Genomic DNA, 16,890 nt, shown 5'->3' with positions numbered 1-16,890 from the left:
GCTTTCTGAGGGTGGAGCGAAGCGGGCCTCCTGAACGGGCTGCGTCACACGGCCTCCGTGACAGGACGATGCAATCGCCGCGTCAGACGCTCGCGCCACTCGATGAACGCGGGCGATGCCTTCACCGCGCGGGCATCGCGATTCGCGACGTACTCGCGCGAGAACGGCAGTTCGTGCACTTCCTCGATACGGCCCGGACCCGGCGTCATCAACACGAGACGGGTGGCGAGAAAGAGCGCTTCCTCCACGCTATGCGTGATGAAAAACACCGTCTTTTGCGTGCGCGCCCAGACATCGAGCACGAGTTCCCGCACGGTTTCGCGCGTGAGCGCATCGAGTGCGCCCATCGGTTCGTCCATCAGCAGCACTTCGGGATCGCTGGCGAGCGCCCGCGCGATGCCCACGCGCTGCTGCATGCCGCCCGACAGCGCATAGACCTTCGCGTGCTCGTATTGCGCGAGGCCGACGAGGGCAAGCGTGCGGCGCGCGATCTCGCGACGCTTGTCGCGCTTGACGCCGCGAAAGCGTAAGCCGAGCGCGACGTTGTCGAGCACGTCGAGCCAGGGCATGAGCGCGTACTTCTGGAACACGACGCCGCGTTCCGCGCCCGGCCCGAGAATCGGCTCGCCGTTGAGCGACGCTTCGCCTTCGGTTGGATCGAGAAAGCCTGCAAGGCAATTGAGCAGCGTGGTCTTGCCGCATCCGGAAGCGCCGAGCGCGACGACGAACTCGCCGCTGCCGATTTGCAGATCGACGCCCTTGAGCGCGGGCGCGCTCGCGCCTTCATACGTGACGCCGAGATTGCGGATGGACAGCGAAGTCATTTCGCGGCCTGCTGCGCGAAGCGCGGATCGACGCCCGTCGAATAGTCAGCAAGGACGTTCTGGATCGTGCCTTGTTGCTTAAGGAACTGTGCGGTGGCCGTGAGCGACTTTGCAGCGCCGGATTGCTGACCGCCGCCGAGCCAGGTTGGCGACGCCTGTTCTCTCGCGCTTGGAAAGGCGTAGAGCGAGAGACTCGCGGGCACGTCGGCGGCGGTTGCACCGGACTCTCGCGCCACGGCCTCGACCTGTTTCGAACCGGCGGTCCAGTCGGCTTTGTGATCGCGGTATTGCGCGTCGGTATCGGCGAGCACCTTGGTGAGACCCGCCATGAACGCGGCGTTGTCCTGCGCGAACTTGCGCGAGGCGACGAAGCCATCGAAGGTCGCCTTGCCGCTTTCCTTCGCAACTTCGCCCGATGTCACGAGCACCTTGCCGTTCTGCTTGACCTTGGCGAGCACCGGGTCCCAGATGTAGGTCGCGTCGATATTGCCGCGTTCCCACGCCGCCGCCACTTCAGGCGGCCGCAGGTTGACGATCTTCACCGACGAAGGATCGACGCCCGCCTGCTGCAACGCCACGAGCGCATGAAAATGCGAGGTCGATACGAACGGCAGGCCCAGCGTCTTGCCCTTCAGATCAGCGAGCTTCGTCACGCCGGAGCCGTTGCGCACGACGAGCGCTTCAGCGTCGTTGATGTTGTCGAGAATCCAGAAGAGCGAGAGATCGACGCCTTGCGACAGTCCGGCCGCGATCGGGCTCGACCCTGCTTCGCCCACTTGTATCGAGCCGGACGCCAGCGCGCGGATCACGTCCGCGCCGCTGCCTAGCTTGCGGTACGTGACCTTGTAGCCGGTCGCCTTTTCGACCGCGCCGCTTGCCTGCGCATAGCGCCACGGCACGACCATGTCCTGATAGCCGATGACGACCTCGCGTGTCTCCGCTTGCGCGTGCATCGGTGCGAGAACGACGGTTCCAAGTGCGAAAGAGGCGAGGCTGGCGAGGAGTTGACGACGGGTCGTGTGTTTCATGGAGCAGGCGCTAAGGTCGTTGTAAAGCCTTCGACTATAGGCACTTCACGTGCCGCGGCTACCAATGTTTTATGCGTAGCAAATCACATCGCGACTGCTTTGGTCTTCATTGAAACCGCACCCTGATGCGCGGCGTAAAAAGCGGCGCGACACTTGGCGCCGACACTCGAAGATGCGCTCCGCATCCACGAGCCGATCGCACAGTTCGACAAGTCGGACCGTTTAGGCAAGCGCATCGGGTCGACATTCCGTAAGCTTGTCTGAACCCGTGGCGCGCGTGCATTGCTCGATCTCGCGAGCACTGTTTCATCGAAGGGTTCGAGTCCGGGTCGCCGCTTCTTCGAAACGCACTATAGTGGAGGATGTTTTCAACGAAGAGAGAGGGCTCGCATGATCTCACGCACTCGTTCCACCCTGGCCGCTACGATGCTCGCCGCGACGCTCGCGTATGTCCCCGCCGCGCATGCGCAGCTCGGCAATCTGCTCAATCAGGGGGGCAATAGCGGAGCCGGTGGCGGACTGAGCAGCCTCGGCAGTCTGGGCAGCGGGATGTCGTTGCAATCGCTGACATCGAACAGCACGGGCAACGTAGCCGGCGTGCTCCAGTATTGCATCAAGAACAACTACCTCGGCGGTGGCGCGTCATCGGTCAAGGACGGCTTGATGAGCAAACTGCCGGGCGGTGCATCGACGAGCGATAGCGGATACACCGACGGCTCCAAGGGCATTCTCAATAGCGGCAGCGGCAAGGTCGATCTGAGCGGCGGGGGGCTCAAGGAGCAGATTACCAAGCAGGTCTGCGACAAGATACTGTCGCAAGGCAAGTCGTTGCTGGGTGGTTGACGGTTTGACGTCGGCAATGGAACGCTTCCGCGAGAGCGTCCTCGACGTTTGCGTCGAAGACGCTCCACGGCTTCTTAAGCGATCCAGAAGCGATGCGCAGCGCTCTCATGCCGAGGCGCCGCGCCGCGCGTTCAAGCGTTAAACATACCGCGCCTCGTCCAGATCGGCGATCAACGTCGGCCCGGTCGGATGCCAGTCGAGCCGCGCCTGCGTCAACGCGCTCGATGCGGGCATATCCAGAGCGACGAACATGGCCATCCATCCGAAATGCGCGGCGGCTTCCTCCGGCGCGATGGAAACGGCCGGCAGCTTCAGGCCTCGTCCCAGCGACTCGGCGATCTCACGGCTGCTGACGCCTTCTTCACCCACCGCGTGATATCGCGCGCCCCGTTCGCCCTTTTCCACGACCAGCCGATAAAGCCGCGCGACATCCGACAGATGACCCGCCGGCCAGCGGTTCTGGCCATCGCCGACATAAGCGGATACGCCTTTCTCCCGCGCGACCTCGACGAGCGGCGTAATGAGTCCCTGCTTAAACGGATTGTGGACTTGGGGCAGCCGCACGACCGAGACGTTGATGCCCGCGTCCAGCAACGCATGACCCGCGAGTTCCGACGCGATGCGCGGGTTCGGATGACTCGCGTTGAACACATCCTCGCTCGCCGCCTCGCCATGCGCGCCACCGCCCATCCCGGTTCCCGACGTGATGACGAGCGGCCGGTCCGAGCCTTCGAGCGCCGAGCCGAGCGCGGCAATGACGCGCTTGTCCTTCTCGCAGTTCTCGATGAACCTCGAGAAGTCGTGATCGAAAGCCGTGTGGATGACGGCGTCTGCTTGCGCCGCGCCAGCGACGAGACTGTCCGGCTCTTCCAGCGTGCCGCGATAAACGTCGGCACCCGCTTTCTCGAGCGTTTGCGCACCCGCATCGGAGCGCGTCATGCCGAGCACCTGATGCCCGGCGCGAATGAGTTCGGTAACAAGGGCCGAGCCGATAAAACCGGTCGCGCCTGTCAGAAAAATACGCATGGTCAAAGCTCCCTGGTCGTGACCCGCTTACTATCCGATCGTTTCTTATCCCGTTAAAGTAGTGACTTCATCATGGTAAAGCGACTAACAGGGTCTTCATGTCAGTCAACACCGCACGATCGCTGGGCGATTTCCTAAGGAGCCGTCGCTCGCGGCTCGACCCGGCGAGCTTCGGATATTCCGGGCGCAGACGAACGCCCGGCCTGCGCCGGGAAGAGGTCGCGCAGCGCGCGCATATCAGCCCGACCTGGTACACGTGGCTCGAACAAGGGCGGGGCGGCGCGCCATCGGCGGAAGTGCTCGACCGCATCTCCGGCGCATTGATGCTGACGGATACCGAACGGGAGCATCTCTTCATGTTGGGCCTCGGGCGGCCGCCCGAAGTGCGCTACAAATCGGTCGAAGGCGTTCACCCCCGCTTGCAACGCCTGCTCGATTCGCTCGAAGCGAGTCCGGCAATCATCAAGACCGCCATCTGGGATGTGGTCGCGTGGAACCGCGCCGCCGCTGTCGTGCTGACCGACTACGGCACGCTGCCGCCCGGTGAGCGCAATATCCTGCAGTTCCTGTTCCGCAATCCCACCGTCAGGGCCAAGCAGCACGATTGGGAAAGCGTCGCGCGCTTCGTCGTGGGCGCGTTCAGAGCGGATGTGGCGCGTGCCGGACTCGCTTCCGAGGTGAGCGAACTCGTAGACGAACTCTGCGGCGCAAGCCCGGAATTCGAGGCGTTATGGCGCGACAACGATGTGCTGAACCACGGCGACAGCAATGGCATCAAGCGCCTGCTTCATCCCGTGCTCGGTCAGATCGAGTTGGAGTATTCCGCATTCTCCGTCGATGGCCGGCCCGATCTCGGCATGATCGTCTACACGCCAATGGACCCGGCGATAGCCGCGCGCGTCAAGGTCCTCGCTGCCGCGAAGGCGTAACGATCCTATCCAAGTGAGCGCGTTGTTAATTTGCTAAGACCAAAGGCTTCGTTGGTGCGGCATGGCGCGCATACTAGGATAAAAACATCGCGGACGCTACGGTCCGCACGCGCATAAACGGAGACCTCCATGCGATACAAGGGATACGACGTGGCACCGTCTGCCCATGCCATGCCGAGCGGCCTGTTCGCGGCAAACCTGACTATCGAGAACAAGGTGTCGCCGCACGGCTCGTCGTTCACGTTCGATGCACTCGATTACTTCTTCGAGGCGGATCACGCGGTCGCGTATGCGTTGCGCTGGGCGCGGATGTGGATCGACCAGCGCAACAAGCGGTTTGCGGCGCTCAGGCGCTAGCAGCAATCTTCACCGCGGCGCCGCGCCGCGCCATCCGCACCATCTTCTATGCAAATGAATTTTGCTTGGTTCCACTTTCCCGCCATGTCTCGCATAGTCGGGATTGATGGCTATAGACGGTTGCCTTTTTGTCGGGCGACTGTCGGGTGACCAAGACGTCGAGCTTCAAACATAGAGGACTGCAACCGTGGCCGTATTCGATATCGATGACATCGTCCAGTCGCTTCAGACGGTGCGCCAGCAATGGCGGGAAGTGCAGCGGCGATCGCTCGAACCGGGCGGGCGCGAACTTCCGGCGCGCGAGGCGCTGACCGATATCGTCGGCGCGATGAAGGGCGCGCTCTTTCCAATGCGGCTCGGACCGCCCGATCTGCGTCAGGAAAGCGAGAACTTTTACGTGGGCCATGCGCTCGACTTCGCGCTGCAAGGGCTTCTCGTGCAAGCAAAGCTGGAACTGCAATACAAGGCGCGTCACGCACCGCGCGACGATGCGGCCATCGACGCACGCGCGAGCACCGCGGTGAAGGCCTTCGCGAAGACGTTGCCGCGCATTCGGAGCCTTCTGGACAGCGATATTCTCGCGGCCTATCAGGGCGATCCGGCGGCAGGCAGCGTCGATGAAGTGCTGCTCTGCTATCCCGGCATTCTCGTGATGATTCATCACCGGATCGCGCATGAGTTGTACCGGCTGGAGTTGCCGTTGCTCGCGCGCATCGTCGCGGAACTCGCGCATAGCGAAACGGGCATCGATATTCATCCGGGCGCGAAGATCGGCGCGGGATTCTTCATCGATCATGGCACGGGCGTGGTGATCGGCGAGACGACGGTGATCGGCGACCGCGTGCGCATCTATCAGGCGGTGACGCTCGGCGCCAAACGCTTTCCACGCGATGCCGCAGGCAATCTGGAGAAAGGACTCGCACGGCATCCCGTGGTGGAAGACGATGTCGTCATCTACGCGGGCGCGACCATTCTGGGCCGCGTTACGCTCGGTCAAGGCGCGGTGATCGGCGGCAACGTATGGCTCACGCACGATGTCGCGCCGGGAAGCTACGTGACGCAGGCGCTTTCGCAGAGCGCGGCGGTGTCGCATGCGCAGACGCCGACCCAAACGGTCGTGCAAACGCCCAAGCGCGCGCCGCAAGCCGAACAGGTCACGCCATGAGCACGGTGGTGCGTCACTTCGGCGCGACCGTGCGCGAGTTGCGCGAGTCGTTCGGCTGGACGCAGGAACAACTCGCCGAACAAGCCGGGCTCAATCGCTCCTATGTCGGCGAGATAGAACGTGGGACGTGCATCGCTTCCATCGTGACGCTCGACAAGATCGCGCAAGCGTTCAATGTGCCGGCGGGGCGTCTTTTCGGCGCGTCGCGTGGAGATCTGGCGTCGCTGATATCGGAGTCCACGCCATCGGCGAAGTAACGCGGGCGCGTCGGGTTCATCGGCCGTATTGCGTGCGATGCATGCACAGACGCTTCTTGTAGAAGTGTCTTCGTAAGCCTGCGGCAGCATCGCGCTTGGCCGTCCCGGCGGGCCGCTCCTCAAGACGATCTCAATTCGGAACAAAGGCCGCGCGTCGATGAATCCGCCGATGCCGTCGCCGCATGCGTGGCCATCGGGGTAGGGTGGCCGGCTCGCCAACCCACCCGAATCGGGTGGGTGGTCGTAAGAGGCCTTCGGAATGCATCGACCGGGTCCTACAATCGGGACGAATCACGGCCCCGCTTGCAGAGTCCAGCATGTCCGATCTTGGCGAAACCGCAGTCGAATCCCCCGTGTCTGTCGTGCGTGTGGCGCACAAGTTCGTACCGCCACGCGGCGCACGTCAGTTGATGCCACGAAGCGCCTTGCTGGCCCGCCTGCTCGACGCACGGCGCCAGCGCTGCATCGTCATTCACGGGCCGGCCGGAAGCGCGAAGACCAGCACGCTCATGGCGTGGCGGCACTCCCTTCTGACGCTCGACTTCGACGTGGCATGGCTGTCGCTCGCGCCTGCGGACGACGAGGTGCGCACATTCTTCGCCGGTCTGCTGTCGAGTCTCGCCTTGGTGGACCAGACGATCGTCGACATGGCGGAACGCCTCACCGCACGCGATGGCGACGAACTTGCCGTGGAACATTGGGTTATCGCTCTCGTGCGGGGTGTCGCCCGCCACAAACGCGAACTCGTGCTTATGCTCGACGACGTCCACCATCTCAGGGACGCGCGCATATTCGAGGCGTTGCGATGGCTGATCGACTACGCGCCGCCGCAACTGCATGTGGTACTGACTTCGCGGCGGCCGTTGCCGCTGTCGCTCGCGCGATTGCGCGCGCAAGGTCTGACCACGGAGTTCGATCAGCAGGACTTGCGTTTCTCCGCCGAGGAATCGGAGCGTTTTCTTCGCGAGCAGTCCGGCCGGATCGGCAAGCGCGACGCACAGGTCGTGCACGAACTCACCGACGGCTGGGCGACCGGCCTCCAGTTATTCGCGAACGACCTCAAAGCCAGACGCGGGGCTCCGCTTGCGCCAGCGAGCGTGTGCGAAGGCGCGGCGTTCGTGGGCTACTTCGAACGCGAGGTGCTGGCCCGCTTGCCCCGCGACGATGTGCTCCTGCTCACCCACGCGGCCCTCTGCGGCCGCTTCTGCGCGCCACTCTGCGCTGATCTGCTGGACCAAGCCGGCGTCGTTGGTCTCGCCATCGACGATATCGCCGCGCAACTCATTCGCCTGGAGGCAGACAATCTGTTCGTCACGTCTGTCGCCCCCGAACAGGAGCGCGATGCGTGGTACCGCCTGCATCCGTTGTTGCGCAGCGTCCTGCTGAACCGCGTGGCAAGTCTGCCAGACGAGGCGCAACGTGGGCTTCATGCAGCGGCATGGCACTGGTTCGATGCGCACGGTCACATGGACGAGGCAGTTCAACATGCCGTGCTTGCGGGAAACAGCGAGGCAGCCGCCAATATGGTCGAGGGATTCGCTCACACGCTGCTCGCGCGCGGCGAATTGCGGCAGCTCGCGAGCCTCATGCGCCGCCTTCCGCCGGGACAGGTGGCGGCACGCTTCGATCTCCTCGTGATGCAGGCGTATCTGCAAATGTATGCCGGCGAAACCGATGCGCTGCAGCAGGCCATTCGGCAGATTGCACGGCGCAGCGAGCGGTCCGGCCCGCGCGAGCGGTATGCGCTTGCCGTGTTGCGGGGTGGACTGGCACTGCAGCGCGACGATACCGACTCCGTGGCCGCCTTGCTGCCGGAATTGCAGCGCGTGCCGTCCGACGCCGACGCCTTCACACGTGCCGGGCGCAGCAACATTCTCTCGTGGATGTTCATCCATCGCGGCGAGTACGCGGAGGCGCGCAAGGAGCTGGAAGAAGGTGCGTCGCGTGAAGGCGCGCCGCGCGGCAACCTGCTCGGCCGATGCATGGGCGGCATGACGCACGCCGCCGAAGGACAGGTGCTGCTCGCGGAGCGCGTTCTGCGCGAGGTGCTGAGCGAGGCAGACAAGCAAGGCGCGGCGTATATCGGTATTGCGTGCATGTCGGCGGCGCTGCTGGGCGAGGCGCTTTACGAACTGAACGATGTCGAGGCCGCGCTCGCGCTGCTGGAGAACCGCATCGACCTGCTCGAACGAGTGTCCATTCCCGACACAGTACTGCGCGCGCTGACCGTGCTGGCCGGCGCTCACTGGCTGGCGGGCAGACGCGGCAAAGCGCTCGATTATCTGACGCGTCTCGAAGATTACGCGGCGCGCCGCCAGGTCGACCGGCTGCTCGCCTGCGCGCTGCACTGGCGTTCGCGCTGGCTGCTGGACGACGGCCAGGTCGACGAAGCGGATGCCGCGCTGTCACGGCTGGAGGCGCTCGCCGTGCGTTACTCGGGCGCGGTGCGCAGCACGGCGTGGGAAATCAGCGTATGCGCCGGTCTTGCGCGTATCGCCATGTGTCTGCATCAGAATGATTTCGACGGCGCCGTCGCGCGTCTGAAGCCGCTCGCCGCGTTGTCCGAGGCGGGCGGCCGGTGGAGCCGCGTGGCGAGCCTGCGCCTGCAGCTGGCCATCGCGGAGCAAGGCCGTTGCAACGACAAACGCGCCCGCGAGCATCTGACCGAGGCGTTGCGCGTGGGCCATCGCCTCGGACTCATGCGCAGCGTGCTCGATGGCGCGGGCGACTCGCAGGCGATGCTCGACGTCGTCGTGTCGGATCCGCACTTCGATCCCGTGCTGGCGTTCTACGCGGAGCGTCTCGTGAATGCGGGGAAAGCACGCGCACGCGTCCCGGCCGGGGCGAGCGGTCCGCAGGCCTCGGGCGATCTGTTGAGCGAACGCGAGAGCGAGGTGCTGAGTTTGCTCGCGCTCGCGCTGCCGAACAAGAAAATAGCGCGCGTCATGGATGTATCGCTCGACACCGTGAAGTGGCATCTGAAAAATATCTATCGAAAGCTCGACGTATCCGGCCGCGATGGCGCTGTCGCCAGAATGCGCGATCTGAACGCCGGCTGACCATGCGCTCGCTGCCCGCTTTCCCGTGCTTTCCACCCTACGCGGGTGGGCTCGTTCCCCCCGTTCCCGACGCAGAATGACCTTGTCGAAGCGGCACGCTCCCGCATGCGTGGGCCGCGACAATCCGTCATGAGGAGTGTTCGGTGGAAGTCAAGCGTAATGTCTATCGCGAGGACCATGAAATGCTGCGCGAAACCGCGCGGCGTTTTTTCGAGCGGGAATGCCTGCCCCGTCAGGCCAAGTGGGACGAGGCCGGTTGCGTGGATCGTGAGACCTGGCTGAAAGCGGGCCGCGAAGGACTGCTGTGCGTGACCGTGCCGGAAGAATACGGCGGTGGCGGCGGCGACTTCGGGCACTCGGCCATCGTGGCGGAAGAACTGCATCGCGCTGGCGTGTCGGGCTTCAGTTATTCCGTGCATTCGGACATCACCGCGCCGTACATCGTGCGTCTCGGCACCGAGGCGCAGAAACGCAACTGGTTGCCGCCCATTTGTCGCGGCGAGAAGATTCTCGCCATTGCCATGACCGAGCCGGGCACGGGCTCCGACCTGAAGTCCATCCGCACCACGGCGGTCCGCGACGGCGACGAGTACATCATCAACGGCAGCAAGACCTTCATATCCAACGGCCTGAATTGCGACATGGTGGTGGCGGTCTGCAAGACCGACCCGTCCGCGGGCGCAAAAGGCGTAAGCCTCATCATGGTCGAGACCGACCGCGCGGGCTTTCGGCGCGGTCGCAAGCTGGAGAAGGTCGGTCAGGCCGCCGCCGACACGGCCGAACTCTTTTTCGACGACGTTCGCGTGCCCGTCACCAATCTGATCGGTCAGGAAAACGGTGGATTCATCCACCTGATGGAAGAACTGCCGCAGGAGCGCCTGATCATCGCGATCTACAGTGCGGCGAAACTCGAACGCCAACTGGAGCTCACGCTGCAATACGTCAAGGATCGCCGCGCGTTCAATCAGACGGTGTGGGACTTCCAGAACACGAAATTCAAGCTGGCCGATGTCAAGGCGCAAGCGGTGGCCGTACGCACGCTGGTGGACTATTACCTCCGCGAGCATATGGAGCGCAGGCTCACCTTGCAGGAAGCCGCCATCGCCAAGCTGTTCGCGACCGAAACCATGTGGAAGTGCATCGACGAGATGGTGCAGTTGCACGGCGGCTACGGCTACATGCTCGAGTATCCGATCGTGCGCGCGTTCGCCGACATGCGGGTGACGCGCATCTTCGGCGGCACCAGCGAAGTGCTGCGCGACCTGATCTCCAGAAAACTGTAAGCATCCCTACTATTGGCGGGAAACATCATGAGCGAAAAAGTGCTGGTGGCAGGCGTCGGAATGATTCAATTCGCCAAGCCGGGCGCGAGCCAGAGTTACATCGAAATGGGAGCGGAGGCGACGCGCCGCGCACTCGCCGACGCCGGCATTCCCTACGACCTCGTGCAACAGGCCTTTACCGGTTACGTCTATGGCGATTCCACCTGCGGCCAGACCGCACTGTACGAAGTCGGCATGACGGGCATCCCGATCGTCAACGTCAACAACAACTGTTCGACGGGCTCGACGGCGCTTTATCTCGCGCGTCAGGCCATTGCCACGGGCGACGCCGAGTGCGTGCTGGCGCTCGGCTTCGAACAGATGCAGGCGGGCGCGCTGAAGTCGCACTGGGACGACCGCCCGGTCACGCGCGCACGGTTCGTGCCGATCATGCATGGCCTGACGGCGGATCTCGCGCATCTTCCACAGGCGTTGCGAACCTTCGGCGGCGCGGGACGTGAACACATGAAGCGTCACGGCACGACGATGGAAACGTTCGCCGCCGTGCGCGCCAAGGCGAGCCGTCACGCCGCCAATAATCCGCTGGCGCTGTTTCGCAAGCAGGTCAGCACCGAAGACGTCATGAACGATACGGTGCTGATCCCCGGTGTGATGACGCGCCTGATGGCATGCCCGCCAACGTGCGGCGGCGCTGCCGCCATCCTCGTGTCGGAGCGTTTCGCGAAGAAGCACGGGCTGCGCAACGACGTGCGGATCGTCGCGCAGGCGCTTACCACCGATCCGCCCGCTTCGTTCGATCCGCCGTCGATGCTCAATTACGTCGGCACGCATATGACGCGGTCGGCGGCCAACAAGGTCTACGAACACGCGGGTGTCGGACCGGAGGATATCGACGTATGCGAACTGCACGACTGTTTCGCGCACAACGAAGTCATCTGCTACGAGGCGCTGGGCTTCTGTCCGGAAGGCGGCGCGGAAAAATTCGTCAAGGACGGCGACAACACCTATGGCGGCAAGGTCGTGGTCAATCCGTCGGGCGGGCTGCTATCGAAGGGACATCCGTTGGGCGCGACGGGGCTTGCGCAGTGTTACGAGCTCACGCATCAGTTGCGCGGCAGCGCGGACCGGCGTCAGGTCGAGGGCGCGCGGCATGCGTTGCAGCACAACCTCGGGTTGGGCGGTGCGTGTGTGGTCACGCTTTACGGCACGAGCTGACGCGGCTTCGAGCGTGACCATGCATTCGACTTCGCACTTCGAACACGGGCGCCGTTCATCGGACGTCTGTCATGCAAACACGGGGAGCGAGACGTGAGTAATCTGCTGGATGCCTTTCATCTAACGGCGTTGCCCGTCGAGGCCGAAGCCTTCCGCGCGGAAGTGAAGGAGTTCATCGCGGAACATCTGCCGCACGCCGCGGCCGACGTCCGCGCCCGTTCATGGATGGGCTTCGATGCCGCATTCAGCCGTCGGCTCGCCGCGCGCGGCTGGGTCGGGCTCACGCTGCCCACGCGTTACGGTGGCGCGGGAATGGATGCGTTTCGACGGTTCGTGCTGGTGGAAGAATTACTTGCCGTTGGCGCACCGGTGGCCGCGCACTGGATCGCGGACCGGCAAAGCGGTCCATTGATCCTGCGCTACGGAACGCAGGCGCAGAAGGACTTCTACCTGCCGCGCATTTGCGCCGCGTCGGCGTTTTTCTGCATCGGCATGAGCGAACCCAACGCGGGCTCGGATCTCGCCAGCGTGCGAACCCGCGCGGTACGCAGTGAAGGCGGCTGGCGGCTGAACGGCCGCAAGATCTGGACGACCAATGCACAGCACTGTCAGTACATGATCGCGCTCGTGCGTTCGTCGGGAGCGCCGGAGGATCGCCAGAAGGGTTTGTCGCAGTTCATCGTGGATCTCGCGTTGCCGGGCGTGATTGTGCGGCCTATCGTGGACCTCACGGGCGACGCGCACTTCTCCGAAGTGACCTTCGACGATGTCTTCCTCAACGACGAAGCGCTGATCGGCGAGGAAGGCGCAGGCTGGGAACAGGTGACCGCGGAACTCGCGTTCGAACGTAGCGGCCCGGAGCGGCTTTATTCGAGCGTCGTGCTGCTCGATAGCTGGGTCGCCCATTTGCGAAGAGAGAGCGCGAAACCCGCTGACCTTGCTTTGCTTGGCAGCCTCGTCGCGCAACTGGCGACATTGCGTTGCATGTCCATCGCGGTGACGGCGCGGCTCGTGCGCGGCGAGAGCCCCGTGGTCGAGGCCGCCCTGGTGAAGGACATCGGCACCGAGTTCGAGCAGACCATACCCGCGCTGCTGGAAGCCGCGATCACGGCCGATCCGGCACGGTCCATCGCACCCGAGCTGTATCGGACGCTGGCCTATCTCAGTCAGGTTTCCCCTGCATTCTCGTTGCGCGGCGGCACGCGCGAAGTGCTGCGCGGCATGATCGCGCGCGGCCTGGGCTTGCGCTAATTCTCATGCATCAGGAAAGACTCCCATGTTCACGGAAGCAATCGAGGCCATTCTGCGTGATTACGCGACTCCGGACGCCATCAGGGCCATCGAAAACGGTGGCTCGCCCTCGGCCATCTGGGCTGCGCTGGAAGAAGCCGGCTTTCTGGAACTGCTGACGCCGGAAAGCGCAGGCGGTGCCGGGCTTGCGCTGTCCGCGCTCGCGTCTGTCTTCGTCACGCTGGGGCGGTTCGCCACGCCCGCGCCGGTGGCGCAGAGCATCGCGGCGCGGGCGTTGTTGCGCGAGAGCGGCATTGCGGCTCCAGCCGGCATGATCACGCTGGCGGGCCGCTGCCGACGCCTTGACGATGAGCACCAATCGTTGGAGGCGCCCGCCACGCCGTTCGGGACCATCTGTGAATATGTGCTCGCGAATCTCGATGGCGCTCTGCTTCTGCTCGACGCGAACCATGCCGCACGCGAGCCGGGCGGCGTGCGGGGCAGCCTGTGCGCAACCTTGACATGGCGCGGCGACCGCGTTTCCGCGCCGCTCGGTCGAAGCGGCGGGGAAGTGCCTCTGTTCAGCGCGGCCATTCACGCGGCAGCCATCTCCGGTGCGATGGATCGCGTATTCGGCATGACGCTTCGGTACTGCAACGACCGGTCTCAATTCGGCAAGTCCATCGGCAAGTTTCAGGCGGTGCAACATCAGTTGAGTGTGATGGCCCAGCACACGAGCGCGGCGGCAATTGCAGCCGAACTGGCGTTTTCCGGCGCCGGCCCTGTGCCGGCGCGGCTCGCGACGGCGATCGCCAAGGCGCGCACCAGCATGGCGGTGCCGCTGGTGGCATCCATCGCTCACGCGCTGCACGGGGCTATCGGAGTTACCGCGGAGTACGACCTGCAGCTCTATACGCGCAGACTGCACGAATGGCGCATGGCCGACGGTTCCGAGGCGTATTGGAATTGCGTGGTCGGCGAGGCGGCGCTTGCGCGGATGACCCCCACCATCGCCGACTTCGCACGAACCGCGCCGCTCGAAACAGCCTGAGTGACGGGCCTGAGACGACGGCCTGAGACAAAACGGCCTGAGACAAAACGGCCTGAGACAAAACGGCCTGAGACAAAACGGCCTGAGACAAAACGGCCTGAGACAAAACGGCCTGAGACGACGGCTTCTAATAACGACCGGACATTCCATGAACGACTTTCTGAAGTACGAGCAGGACGGTCATATCGTCACGCTGACGATGAACGAGCCCGAGCGCCGCAATCCGCTGACCGGCAACACGGCGGTGGACGAATTCCTCGACGCGATCAGGCGGATCGAGACGGACCGCTCGGTGCGGGCCGTGATCCTGACCGGTGCCGGAACGGCCTTCTCTTCGGGCGGCAACGTCCATGACATGAAGCGGCATGCATCGGGGTCCATGTCAGGCGTGGAGATCCGTCAGGAGTACCGGCGAGGCATTCAACAGTTGCCGCTCGCGCTCTTCAATTTGGAAGTGCCTGTCATCGCGGCGGTGAATGGCGCGGCAATCGGCGCCGGACTGGATCTCACCTGCATGTGTGATATACGCATTGCGTCGGAACACGCAAAGTTCGCCGAAAGTTTTGTCCGGCTCGGCATCATTCCCGGCGATGGTGGCGCGTGGCTCCTGCCACGCATCATCGGACTGTCGCGGGCGGCGGAACTGACCTTCACCGGCAGGGTGATCGGCGCCCAGCAGGCGCTCGAATGGAATCTCGTATCGCGCGTCGTTGCGCATGACACGCTGCTTGCGACCGCGCGCGCCCTCGCCGAGGACATCGCGGCCAATCCGCCGCATGCGGTGCGCCTTGCCAAACGGCTGCTGCGCGAAGGCATGCATTGCCGGCTCGACACGCTGCTGGAAATGTCGGCGGCTTATCAGGCGTTGGCTCATCAAACGGACGATCACCGCGAAGCCGTTTCCGCTTTCATCGACAAACGGCACCCGTCGTTCAACGGATAACGCGCCGGCAGAGGGAAGACAGCATGCAGTTGACTCAGGGCCTTCATCGCTCGCTTCGGCAGAACCCGGACCGGACGGCGGTATCGTTCAAAGGGCGCAGGCGGACCTTTCGTGAATTCGGCGATCGCGTCGCGCGGCTTGCGTCGGCTCTGGTCGAACTCGGCCTGACGGAGGGCGAGCGGGTCGGCATGCTGGCGCTGAATTCCGACCGCTACCTCGAGTATGCGATGGGCGTTTGGTGGGGCGGCGGCGTGCTCAATCCCGTCAATATTCGCTGGAGCGCCGCGGAGATCGCCTATTCGTTGAACGATTGCGACACGCGCATCCTGATCGTGGATGACCAGCACCTCGAGACGGCGCGCGACATATGCCGCCTCGTGCGAACCGTTCCAATACTGATTCACGCAGGCGATGGCGCGGCGCCGGACGGCATGCTGTCGTTCGACGCCCTGATCGCGGCAGCCGCGCCGATGGAGGACATCGGTCGCAGCGGCGCCGACCTCGCTTGCATCATGTACACCGGCGGCACCACCGGTGTTCCGAAAGGGGTGATGCAGACGCATCTGAACATGTGGTCGTCGTGCATCATGCGGATCGCGGAATCGGCGCCGCTCGCCGGGACCGCGGTGCTGCACGGCGCGCCGTTTTTTCATGTCGCGGCTCTGGGGCGTGCGCTCGTGCAGTTCGTTGCGGGCGAGGCGCATGTGATCATTCCCGCCTTCGACGCGCGCGAAGTCTTGAAGGCAATCGATCAAGAGCACGTCAGCGAAACCCTGCTCGTGCCGACGATGATCCAGGGCGTCTTGAATCACCCAGACTTTGCCCAGGCCGATTTGTCGCGCTTGCGGCGTCTCACCTATGGCGCGTCGCCTATTCCCGAGCCGTTGCTGAATCGCGTGATCGAATGCCTGCCGGGTGTCGAACTGGCGCATTCGTACGGCATGACCGAGGCCTGTCCCAGCATCTCCGTCAATCCGCCCGCCAATCACGATGACGCGGCGAGAAGGAGCGGCCTTTATCGCTCCATCGGCCGTGGGCTGCCCGGACTGCTGGTGAAAGTGGTCGATGTGCACGGCCAGGAAGTGCCGCGCGGCACGGTAGGGGAGCTCGTCGTGCGCGGACCGAACGTAATGGCGGGCTACTGGAACAAGCCGGAGGAAACCGCGCAGGCCCTACGTCGCGGCTGGCTGCATACTGGCGACGGCGCGTATATGGACGACCGAGGCTATCTGTACATCGTCGACCGGCTCAAGGACATGATCGTCAGCGGCGGCGAAAACGTGTATTCCGCCGAGGTCGAAAACGTGATCGCACTTCACGGCGCGGTCGCCGCGTGTGCGGTGGTAGGCGTGCCGCATGACATGTGGGGCGAAGCGGTCCACGCCGTGATCGTGTGCAAGCCCGGCGAAACGACCAGCGAAGAAGAGATACGCAGGCATTGCCGCGCGTTCATCGCCGGCTATAAATGTCCCAGAACGATCGAGTTTCGGGAGCGGCTGCCCTTGTCGGGCGCGGGCAAGATCCTCAAGCGCGAACTCCGCGCGGCATACTGGGCGGACAGGGCGCGCGCCGTCAACTGACGAAGTCAGGCAGCGAAGCCTTCCACCCGGCCAGGGGGGGGCCGCTTCTCCTGCATTCTGGCTTACTTCCACTGAATCGAGGCCGTCATCCGGAAGACGG

At 64.1% G+C, this 16,890-nt stretch carries 15 protein-coding genes and 1 pseudogene; 12 read left to right on the top strand and 4 right to left on the bottom strand.

Annotation, left to right across the window (positions count from 1 at the left end; genetic code table 11):
* Positions 1–44: 44 nt before the first annotated feature.
* Positions 45–824: an ATP-binding cassette domain-containing protein gene (locus QCE79_RS22075; protein WP_309847958.1), complete on the bottom strand. Its 780-nt coding sequence runs from the start codon at positions 822–824 to the stop codon at positions 45–47.
* Entirely contained in the window at positions 821–1,852 is a 1,032-nt protein-coding gene (gene tauA, locus QCE79_RS22070; RefSeq protein WP_244830267.1) for a taurine ABC transporter substrate-binding protein, read from the bottom strand. The genes QCE79_RS22075 and tauA overlap by 4 nt, the downstream gene beginning before the upstream one ends.
* A 390-nt stretch (positions 1,853–2,242) precedes the next feature.
* On the opposite strand from tauA, the gene QCE79_RS22065 reads away from it, so the two are divergent.
* A complete protein-coding gene (locus QCE79_RS22065) occupies positions 2,243–2,695 on the top strand; it encodes a DUF2501 domain-containing protein (RefSeq protein WP_255784742.1) in 453 nt (150 codons plus the stop codon).
* A 138-nt stretch (positions 2,696–2,833) separates the two neighbouring features.
* Here QCE79_RS22065 and QCE79_RS22060 read toward each other — a convergent pair whose 3' ends face one another.
* Positions 2,834–3,721, bottom strand: coding sequence for an SDR family oxidoreductase (locus QCE79_RS22060; RefSeq protein WP_250468176.1), 888 nt, complete (start codon positions 3,719–3,721; stop codon positions 2,834–2,836).
* Positions 3,722–3,819: 98 nt separating this feature from the next.
* Here QCE79_RS22060 and QCE79_RS22055 point away from each other — a divergent pair, with 98 nt between their 5' ends.
* The 9 genes from QCE79_RS22055 to QCE79_RS22015 all read left to right on the top strand — a co-directional run bounded on the left by QCE79_RS22055 (position 3,820) and on the right by QCE79_RS22015 (position 14,267).
* On the top strand, positions 3,820–4,650 hold the full coding sequence (locus QCE79_RS22055) for a helix-turn-helix transcriptional regulator (protein ID WP_250468177.1): 831 nt from the start codon (positions 3,820–3,822) through the stop codon (positions 4,648–4,650).
* 129 nt (positions 4,651–4,779) lie between these two features.
* The gene (locus QCE79_RS22050; protein ID WP_244830270.1) at positions 4,780–5,007 is read left to right on the top strand and encodes a hypothetical protein; all 228 of its coding nucleotides are present in this window, start codon (positions 4,780–4,782) and stop codon (positions 5,005–5,007) included.
* A gap of 187 nt (positions 5,008–5,194) precedes the next feature.
* A complete protein-coding gene (gene epsC, locus QCE79_RS22045) occupies positions 5,195–6,172 on the top strand; it encodes a serine O-acetyltransferase EpsC (protein WP_244830271.1) in 978 nt (325 codons plus the stop codon).
* Positions 6,169–6,429 carry a helix-turn-helix domain-containing protein gene (locus tag QCE79_RS22040; protein WP_250468178.1) on the top strand — a complete coding sequence of 87 codons (261 nt, stop codon included), beginning with the start codon at positions 6,169–6,171 and terminating at the stop codon, positions 6,427–6,429. The genes epsC and QCE79_RS22040 overlap by 4 nt, the downstream gene beginning before the upstream one ends.
* Positions 6,430–6,746: 317 nt before the next feature.
* Positions 6,747–9,488: a LuxR C-terminal-related transcriptional regulator gene (locus QCE79_RS22035; protein WP_309847952.1), complete on the top strand. Its 2,742-nt coding sequence runs from the start codon at positions 6,747–6,749 to the stop codon at positions 9,486–9,488.
* 143 nt (positions 9,489–9,631) lie between these two features.
* Positions 9,632–10,771, top strand: coding sequence for an acyl-CoA dehydrogenase family protein (locus tag QCE79_RS22030; RefSeq protein ID WP_309847949.1), 1,140 nt, complete (start codon positions 9,632–9,634; stop codon positions 10,769–10,771).
* A gap of 27 nt (positions 10,772–10,798) precedes the next feature.
* Positions 10,799–11,986, top strand: coding sequence for a lipid-transfer protein (locus QCE79_RS22025; protein ID WP_309847946.1), 1,188 nt, complete (start codon positions 10,799–10,801; stop codon positions 11,984–11,986).
* Between the two features lie 93 nt (positions 11,987–12,079).
* Complete coding sequence (locus QCE79_RS22020) at positions 12,080–13,237, top strand: acyl-CoA dehydrogenase family protein (protein WP_309847944.1); 1,158 nt, start codon at positions 12,080–12,082, stop codon at positions 13,235–13,237.
* 25 nt (positions 13,238–13,262) lie between these two features.
* Positions 13,263–14,267: an acyl-CoA dehydrogenase family protein gene (locus tag QCE79_RS22015; protein WP_309847940.1), complete on the top strand. Its 1,005-nt coding sequence runs from the start codon at positions 13,263–13,265 to the stop codon at positions 14,265–14,267.
* A gap of 25 nt (positions 14,268–14,292) precedes the next feature.
* Here QCE79_RS22015 and QCE79_RS39370 read toward each other — a convergent pair.
* Positions 14,293–14,373 (bottom strand): annotated as a pseudogene (locus tag QCE79_RS39370) (pentapeptide repeat-containing protein); the annotation flags it as partial.
* 42 nt (positions 14,374–14,415) lie between these two features.
* Between QCE79_RS39370 and QCE79_RS22010 the strand changes: the two are divergent.
* Together QCE79_RS22010 and QCE79_RS22005 are read left to right on the top strand one after the other, a co-directional pair.
* The gene (locus QCE79_RS22010) at positions 14,416–15,210 is read left to right on the top strand and encodes a crotonase/enoyl-CoA hydratase family protein (RefSeq protein WP_309847937.1); all 795 of its coding nucleotides are present in this window, start codon (positions 14,416–14,418) and stop codon (positions 15,208–15,210) included.
* A gap of 23 nt (positions 15,211–15,233) precedes the next feature.
* Entirely contained in the window at positions 15,234–16,790 is a 1,557-nt protein-coding gene (locus QCE79_RS22005) for a long-chain-fatty-acid--CoA ligase (protein WP_309847934.1), read from the top strand.
* Positions 16,791–16,890 lie beyond the last annotated feature (100 nt).

Source organism: Caballeronia sp. LZ003 (assembly GCF_031451465.1).
In the GTDB taxonomy this organism is placed as follows: domain Bacteria; phylum Pseudomonadota; class Gammaproteobacteria; order Burkholderiales; family Burkholderiaceae; genus Caballeronia.
The sequence above is the reverse complement of the archived record's forward strand: the minus strand, read 5'-3'. Positions and strand labels throughout refer to the sequence as shown.